At 61.8% G+C, this 7,752-nt stretch carries 6 protein-coding genes; 2 read left to right on the top strand and 4 right to left on the bottom strand.

Features of this window, described 5'->3' with window-relative positions; all coding sequences use genetic code 11:
* Positions 1 to 278: 278 nt before the first annotated feature.
* Positions 279 to 932 (bottom strand): thiopurine S-methyltransferase, encoded by a 654-nt coding sequence (locus tag AC3A5O_RS10700; RefSeq protein ID WP_305491954.1) that lies wholly within the window; start codon positions 930 to 932, stop codon positions 279 to 281.
* 103 nt (positions 933 to 1,035) lie between these two features.
* Here AC3A5O_RS10700 and AC3A5O_RS10695 point away from each other — a divergent pair, with 103 nt between their 5' ends.
* The gene (locus AC3A5O_RS10695) at positions 1,036 to 1,803 is read left to right on the top strand and encodes a DODA-type extradiol aromatic ring-opening family dioxygenase (protein ID WP_122568539.1); all 768 of its coding nucleotides are present in this window, start codon (positions 1,036 to 1,038) and stop codon (positions 1,801 to 1,803) included.
* A 196-nt stretch (positions 1,804 to 1,999) separates the two neighbouring features.
* On the opposite strand, the gene AC3A5O_RS10690 is transcribed toward AC3A5O_RS10695, so the two are convergent.
* A complete protein-coding gene (locus AC3A5O_RS10690) occupies positions 2,000 to 3,673 on the bottom strand; it encodes a DEAD/DEAH box helicase (RefSeq protein WP_122568540.1) in 1,674 nt (557 codons plus the stop codon).
* Between the two features lie 443 nt (positions 3,674 to 4,116).
* The gene (locus AC3A5O_RS10685) at positions 4,117 to 4,872 is read right to left on the bottom strand and encodes a spermidine synthase (RefSeq protein ID WP_122568541.1); all 756 of its coding nucleotides are present in this window, start codon (positions 4,870 to 4,872) and stop codon (positions 4,117 to 4,119) included.
* Positions 4,873 to 5,014: 142 nt separating this feature from the next.
* Here AC3A5O_RS10685 and AC3A5O_RS10680 point away from each other — a divergent pair, with 142 nt between their 5' ends.
* Positions 5,015 to 6,361 (top strand): class II 3-deoxy-7-phosphoheptulonate synthase, encoded by a 1,347-nt coding sequence (locus AC3A5O_RS10680; protein ID WP_053183144.1) that lies wholly within the window; start codon positions 5,015 to 5,017, stop codon positions 6,359 to 6,361.
* A 135-nt stretch (positions 6,362 to 6,496) separates the two neighbouring features.
* Here AC3A5O_RS10680 and AC3A5O_RS10675 read toward each other — a convergent pair whose 3' ends face one another.
* Positions 6,497 to 7,726, bottom strand: coding sequence for a winged helix-turn-helix domain-containing protein (locus tag AC3A5O_RS10675; protein ID WP_487753170.1), 1,230 nt, complete (start codon positions 7,724 to 7,726; stop codon positions 6,497 to 6,499).
* Positions 7,727 to 7,752: the final 26 nt, after the last annotated feature.

Below are 7,752 nucleotides of genomic sequence, written 5' to 3'. Positions count from 1 at the left end.
GGATAGCCGCGCTGGGCCATGGATGGCCCTTCGCGGCGGCCCACGGAGCAATGCCGGAGTGAGGGCACACCGAGCCTTAGCGAGGTGCCGAGTGGTGGGGCAAAGCGTTTTTGGTTACTTTTGGCGCTCTTCCAAAAGTGACCCGCCGTAAGGGCGAAACCCTAAGCAGCCGTTACCGCAGCAATGGATATACACACCAAACCACACCTCTCGGAACAGATAATCAAAATCTTCAATAACGGCTTAAGTGAACAGCATTAGCCAGTGATACGGGCTCATCAATAACTGGAAATCCGATACACCCGCTCATCCAACCTCGTCACCCCCGCCTGCAAAAACTTCCAGCTCTCCCCAAGCACATCCTGCTCCTGCAAAACCTCCAGCCGCCAGCCCTCTCCCCACAGCCGCCGCACCTCATCATCCCCGACGGAAAACGGTGGGCCAGGCATTTCATCCTGGTTGTAATCCAAGGTAATCAACAAGCCGACACCGCCGGGCAAGATCCTCTGCAGGTGAGCCGCGTACCGCTCCCGCATCGGCATAGGCAAGGCAATCAACGCAGCGCGATCGTACAGCCCCGTACAATCGGCCACATCCTGCGCGCCCAGGGCAAAGAAATCACCGCAGCGAATCTCGATATCACCGGCACGGAACACCCTGAAAGCACCCTCTTCACTCACAACCGGCTCAAGCTGATGCTCAAGAAAAAAATCAGTGGCGGCTTTTTCCGACAACTCCACGCCCAGCACCGAGTAGCCCTGGTGGGCAAGCCACAGCAGATCCAGGCTTTTTCCACACAACGGCACCAGCACCCGACTGCCCCGGGCCAATCCCAGTTGCGGCCAGAAACGTTGCAGGTAAGGGTTCACCTCCGGCAAGTGAAAACCGATCTGGTTCGATGACCAGCGCTTGTGCCAAAACTCGGGCTCCATGATTCGCTCCAAAAATTCGATCAAAACAGGCTAAAACTTATATTAGATTTAGATCATAGACCTGACGGAAGATGACCCCATCTTAACGCTCAGGAGTCCCTTCATGCTGCCCAGCCTGTTTATCTCCCATGGCTCACCGATGCTGGCCTTGGAGCCCGGTGCCAGCGGCCCGGCCCTGGCTCGCCTGGCCGGTCAATTGCCCAAGCCCAAGGCCATCGTCATCGTCTCCGCCCACTGGGAAAGCAACGAACTGTTGGTCAGCGCCAATCCGCAGCCGCGCACTTGGCACGACTTCGGCGGCTTCCCCCCCGCGCTGTATGAAGTGCAGTACCCCGCGCCTGGCGATCCTCAACTGGCAGAGCAAGTAGCCGACATGCTCAACGCCGCGCACCTGTCAGCCCGCCTCGACCCTCAACGGCCGTCCGACCATGGCGTCTGGGTGCCATTGTCGTTGATGTACCCCGAGGCCGACATCCCGGTGGTGCAGGTTTCCCTGCCCAGCCGCCAGGGACCGCTGCTGCAGACACAGGTCGGCCAGGCCCTGGCAAGCCTGCGCCAAGAGGGCGTCCTGCTGATCGGCTCCGGAAGCATCACCCATAACCTGCGCGACCTGGACTGGAACGCCGGCCCTGACAGCATCGAACCCTGGGCCAAGGCCTTTCGTGATTGGATGGTCGAGCACCTGGCGGCCAACGACGAGGCCGCGCTGCACGACTACCGCCGTCAGGCGCCCAATGCCGTACGCAGCCACCCCAGCGACGAGCACTTGTTGCCGCTGTATTTTGCCCGGGGTGCCGGTGGGACATTCAGTGTGGCCCATGCAGGGTTCACGATGGGGACGCTGGGGATGGACATCTATCGGTTCGACTGATGGACCGCGTCGCTGCAATCGCGAGCAAGCTCGCTCCCACAGGGAGTTTGTGAGCGCCGCAAATCCAGTGTGGGAGCCAGCTTGCTCGCGATTGGCGTCCACGACACTTCCCCTGAAGACACACCAAACGCCAGGCAAAAAAATCCCCGAACCAGTCGGGGATTTTTCATGTTCGATCAATCAGCCCAAGAGCCGATCAATCCTCGCGGTAGCGACGCAGCTTGAGCTGCTTGCCAGCGACGCGGGTGTCTTTGAGCTTGGTCAGCAACTTCTCCAGACCATCTTCCGGCAGCTCGACCAGGCTGAAGCTGTCGCGCACCTGAATGCGGCCGATCGCTTCGCGGGCCAGGCCGCCTTCGTTGAGGATGGCACCCAGCAGGTTCTTGGCCGCGATGCCGTCACGGGCACCCAGCGCGGTACGGCAGCGCGCACGACCTTCGGCCAACGGGATCGGAGCACGACGCTCGCGATCACCACGGTCCGGACGATCACCGGTGCGCTCGGGACGATCGCCACGCGGTGCGTTGTTCGGCACCAGGGGACGTTCCTTCTCGATTGCAGCCAGGTTCAGCGCTTGGCCATTGGTGGCCTTGCGCAGCAGTGCGGCGGCCAGGGCGCGTGGGGTGCAACCGATGTCGGCGGTCAGGCGATCGAGCAACTCACCGTGGGTCGATTCGGCGTCAGCCACCAGGGGCGACAGGCTGTTGGTCAGTTTCTTGATGCGAGCATCGAGAACGGCCTGGGCGTCCGGCAGGCGAACTTCAGCCACCTTCTGGCCAGTCACACGCTCGATCACTTGCAGCATGCGGCGCTCACGTGGGGTGACCAGCAACAGTGCACGGCCTTCGCGACCGGCACGACCAGTACGGCCGATACGGTGAACGTAGGATTCCGGATCGTACGGCATGTCCACGTTGAACACGTGGGTGATGCGCGGAACGTCCAGGCCACGGGCCGCGACGTCGGTCGCCACAACGATGTCCAGGCGACCATCCTTGAGGGAGTCGATCACGCGCTCACGCTGGTTCTGGGCAATGTCACCGTTCAGCGCAGCGGCTTTGTAGCCTTTGGCTTCCAGGGCGCTGGCCAGGTCCAGGGTCGCTTGCTTGGTGCGCACGAACATGATCAGGGCGTCGAAGTCTTCCACTTCCAGCAAGCTGAGAACGGCGGAAGTCTTCTGGTCGGCGTGAACCAGCAGGTGAGCTTGTTCGATCGCGGTGACGGTCTGAGTCTTGGTCTGGATCTTTACGTGTTGCGGATCGCGCAGGTGGCGCTCGGCAATGGCACGGATCGATTGCGGCAGGGTGGCCGAGAACAATACAGTCTGGCGGGTTGCTGGCAGAGCCTTGAAGATGACTTCCAGGTCATCCATGAAGCCCAGCTTGAGCATCTCGTCGGCTTCGTCGAGAACCAGGTGGTTCACGGTAGCCAGGACTTTTTCGTCACGACGCAGGTGGTCACACAGACGACCCGGCGTGGCGACAACGATCTGCGCGCCATTACGGATAGCTTTCAGTTGTGGGCCCATCGGGGCGCCGCCGTAAACGGCCACAACGGTAACGCCAGGCATTTGCTTGGAGTAAGTTTCAAAAGCGGTGGCTACTTGCAGCGCCAACTCACGGGTTGGCGCCAGGATCAGGGCTTGCGGCTCGCGCTTGGCAGGATCGATGCGATGCAGGATCGGCAGGGCGAACGCAGCGGTTTTACCCGTACCGGTTTGCGCCTGGCCAATCATGTCGTGGCCGGCCATGATGATCGGGATCGATTGCTGCTGAATCGCCGAAGGTTCTTCGTAGCCGGTCGCAATGACGGCAGCAAGAATGTTCGGGTTGAGATTAAAAGCGGCGAAGCCGCCGGTTTCCTGGGTCATGGGTCTGCCTCTAAGTGCATCCGCAAAGACCCATGCTCCAAAGCTGCGCATGCCGTGTTGAGACTCAAGAGTCGCCCTGGCTGCTTTGTCGGCGGGGATTTGCGAAAACGAATGAATGAAAAAGAACGTCGTGGAAGCATCCGTTGTGCGGACATGCAACCGAAGCTGACTTCGGAGAATTGCGCTACCTTGACGCGGCCCGGCTAAAGGCCGGCGCGCACTATACCGGAATTCGCCCAAAAAGGGAGCTTTTTTTATCGGAAAAGCCCGATACATGGCTCTCTGCCACAAGGCCTTGGGGCAGCCAGCTAAAACGATTCATCTTTACCTGTGGGAGCAAAGCTTGCTCGCGATGCAGACACTGCGATTTCCGCAAGTACTGAGTTGTGTTCTTCGCGAGCAAGCTTTGCTCCCACAAGTTTTTTCACCCCCTGGGACGTGTGTCAGGTCGCCGGGCGAATAGCCTTGATCAACGACTGCAACGAATAGCCCAGCCGCGGCGCCAGCCCTTCGGCCCTGGTGGCCAGTCCTTGCATGTCCAGCTCCTGATCCAGGTCCGCCGGCACGATCAGGATCACGTTGCCCTCCTTCACCGGCAGCTCCCAGTAATGCCGGTGGTACAAGCCGCGCAACAGCGCCGCCCCCAAGGGCTTGCCGTCGTCGGTGGCCCATTGGTTGATCACCAGCCAGCCGCCCGGGTTGAGGCGTTTCTGGCAGTTTTCCAGGAACCCCCAGGCCAAGTGCCCGACGCCTGGGCCGACATCGGTGTAAAGGTCGACGAAAATCAGGTCCGCCGGCTCCGCCGTTTCAAGCAATTCCAAGGCATCGCCAATACGGATGTACAGTCGCGGATCGTCGTCCAGGCCCAGGTATTCGATGGCCAGGCGCGGCACGTCGGGGCGCAGTTCGATGGCTTCGACATCTTCCAGCGGCAGGAACTTGAGGCAGGCCTGGGTCAGCGTACCGGCGCCCAGCCCCAGGAACAGCGCGCTTTCCGGCTGCTCGTGACACAACGCACCGATGAGCATGGCGCGGGTGTAGTCATATTCGAGCCAGCTCGGATCGGCTGTGAACACGCAGCTTTGCTCGATGGCATCGCCGAACTCCAGAAACCGGTAATCGGCCACTTCGAATACGCGAATCATGCCGAATTCGTCGTGCACCTCGGCGAGCAAATGCTCGACGCGCTCCTCTGTCATTTCATCTCCTGATGATTGCCGTGCCGGCATGAGCCTGCGGATACGGGACAAAGGCGCGATTGTCCGCGAAGCAAGCGGAACAGGTCACGCACTAATTTGCTGATAACATGGCCGTCCGAGCGTAAATCACCTAGAGAACATGATGAGCCAACCCTGGAGCCCTGACAGCTGGCGCGCCCTGCCGATCCAGCAACAACCCCGCTACCCCGACGCCGCGCACCTGTTGCAGGTGGAGCAGACCCTGGCCAGTTATCCGCCCTTGGTGTTTGCCGGTGAAGCCCGGGAGTTGCGTCGTCAGTTCGCCGAGGTGACCCAGGGCCGGGCGTTCCTGCTGCAAGGCGGCGACTGCGCCGAAAGCTTTGCCGAGTTCTCGGCGGCCAAGATCCGCGACACCTTCAAAGTGCTCTTGCAGATGGCGATCGTCATGACCTTTGCCGCCGGCTGCCCGGTGGTCAAGGTCGGGCGCATGGCCGGGCAATTCGCCAAGCCGCGCTCGGCCAACGACGAAACCATCGACGGTGTGACCTTGCCGGCCTACCGGGGCGACATCGTCAACGGTATCGGTTTCGACGAAAAAAGCCGCGTACCGGACCCGGAGCGACTGTTGCAGTCCTACCACCAGTCCACCGCCACCTTGAACCTGCTGCGCGCCTTCGCCCAGGGCGGGTTTGCCGACCTGCACCAGGTGCACAAGTGGAACCTGGACTTCATCGCCAACTCGGCCCTGGCGGAAAAATACAGCCACCTGGCCGACCGCATCGACGAAACTCTGGCGTTCATGCGCGCCTGCGGCATGGACAGCTCGCCGCAATTGCGCGAAACCAGTTTCTTCACTGCCCACGAAGCACTGCTGCTCAATTACGAAGAAGCCTTCGTACGCCGTGACAGCCTGACCAATGACTATTACGACTGCTCGGCCCATATGCTGTGGATCGGCGACCGCACCCGTCAGTTGGACGGAGCCCATGTCGAATTCCTGCGTGGGGTGAACAACCCGATCGGGGTCAAGGTCGGCCCGAGCATGGACCCGGACGACCTGATCCGCCTGATCGACGTGCTCAACCCGGACAACGACCCCGGTCGACTGAACCTGATCGCCCGGATGGGCGCCAACAAGGTCGGCGAACACTTGCCACCGCTGTTGCGCGCCGTGCAGCGTGAAGGCAAGCAGGTGCTGTGGAGCTCCGACCCGATGCACGGCAACACCATCAAGGCCAGCAGCGGCTACAAGACCCGGGACTTCGCGCAGATCCTCGGTGAAGTGAAGCAATTCTTCCAGGTCCACGAGGCCGAAGGCACCTATGCCGGTGGGATTCACATCGAAATGACCGGGCAAAACGTCACCGAATGCATCGGCGGCGCACGGCCGATTACCGAGGACGGGCTGTCGGACCGCTACCACACCCACTGCGATCCGCGGATGAATGCCGATCAGTCGCTGGAATTGGCGTTTCTGATTGCGGAGACGTTGAAGCAGGTGCGGCGGTGAGTCAGTAGGCTCTTCATCGCCGGTTAGACTGCTATCGCGAGCAAGCTCGCTCCCACATTGGATCGGCGGTGAACACAAAGCTTGTGGTCACCCGAGATTCCTTGTGGGAGCGAGCTCGCTCGCGATAGCGTCGGGTCAGTCACCACTTAACTTAGCCAACCCCACCGCCAACCGCACCCCACCCACCCGCTGGCAATTGAGCTGAACCCGCTCCAGCCCCAACCACCGGGCGATGCGCCACAGGTTCAGCGCCAACGCCTGCATCCCCTCCTCGTCCAGCCCCGGCGCCTCCTCGTGCACAGCATGCACGGCCAGTTGCCCCAAGGCCCGCTCCGCCCGCAGATCCACCCGCGCCGCAATGCGTTCGTGGTGCAGGAACGGCAACACGTAGTAGCCGTACACCCGCTTGTGCACGGGAGTGTAGATTTCCAGCCGATAGCGAAAGTCGAACAACCGCTCGGTACGGCCGCGCTCCCAGACCAGCGAATCGAACGGCGACAGCAAGGCACTGGCGGCGACCTTGCGAGGGATTTTCACCGCGGGTCGGCACCAGGCCGGTTGTTTCCAGCCCTGCACCTCGCAGCGCAGCAGTTCCCCGGCCTCTTCCAGCTCAGCCAACCGCCCGCGACTGTCGGCCGGGTCGAGGCGAAAGTAGTCGCGCAGGTCTTTCTCGGTCGCGATGCCCAGGGCTTCGGCGGCATGTACCAGCAAGGCGCGCTGAGCCTGGGCTTCGTCCGGCAGCGGTTGCCGCAGGATCGAGGCCGGCAGTACTCGCTCCGGCAAATCGTAGAGTCGCTCGAACCCACGCCGTCCGGCCACCGTGACTTCGCCCGCCGCGAATAGCCATTCCAGCGCATGTTTCTCCGCGCTCCAGTCCCACCATGGCCCGGCCTTTTCCTGACGGGTGGATAAACTGCCGGCGCCAAGGGCACCCTGCTCCTGGACCGACGCCAGGACGCGGCGGATGACATCCTGGCGTTCCTGGCCGAAACGCGCCAGTTGCTGGTAGATCCCCTCGCCACCCGACGCCCGGTCCATGCGCCAGCGCATCAGCGGATACATCGACATCGGCAGCAGCGACGCTTCATGGCCCCAGTATTCGAACAGCGTGCGACGTCGGCCCTGGCTCCAGGCAGCTTGATCGAGCAAATCGCGAGGGTAGTGACCGAGGCGGGAAAACAGAGGGAGGTAATGCGAGCGCACCAGCGCATTGACGGAGTCGATCTGCAGGACGCCGAGGCGTTCGATCAGGCGGTTGAGGCGCGAGGGTTGCACCGAAGCTGGCGGCGACCGCCCATCGAATCCTTGGGCGGCCAACGCCAGACGCCGGGCCTGTTTGAGGGTAAAGGATACAGTCGCGGGCATGGAGATCTCCTTGTCTGCTCGCAACC

The organism is Pseudomonas sp. Soil_N_39 (genome assembly GCF_057655955.1).
The sequence above is the reverse complement of the archived record's forward strand: the minus strand, read 5'-3'. Positions and strand labels throughout refer to the sequence as shown.

Coding starts and splice junctions, on each gene's coding strand:
- AC3A5O_RS10700 (WP_305491954.1), bottom strand. CDS start 932: ATGGAGCCCGAGTTTTGGCACAAGCGCTGGTCATCGAACCAGATCGGT.
- AC3A5O_RS10695 (WP_122568539.1), top strand. CDS start 1,036: ATGCTGCCCAGCCTGTTTATCTCCCATGGCTCACCGATGCTGGCCTTG.
- AC3A5O_RS10690 (WP_122568540.1), bottom strand. CDS start 3,673: ATGACCCAGGAAACCGGCGGCTTCGCCGCTTTTAATCTCAACCCGAAC.
- AC3A5O_RS10685 (WP_122568541.1), bottom strand. CDS start 4,872: ATGACAGAGGAGCGCGTCGAGCATTTGCTCGCCGAGGTGCACGACGAA.
- AC3A5O_RS10680 (WP_053183144.1), top strand. CDS start 5,015: ATGAGCCAACCCTGGAGCCCTGACAGCTGGCGCGCCCTGCCGATCCAG.
- AC3A5O_RS10675 (WP_487753170.1), bottom strand. CDS start 7,726: ATGCCCGCGACTGTATCCTTTACCCTCAAACAGGCCCGGCGTCTGGCG.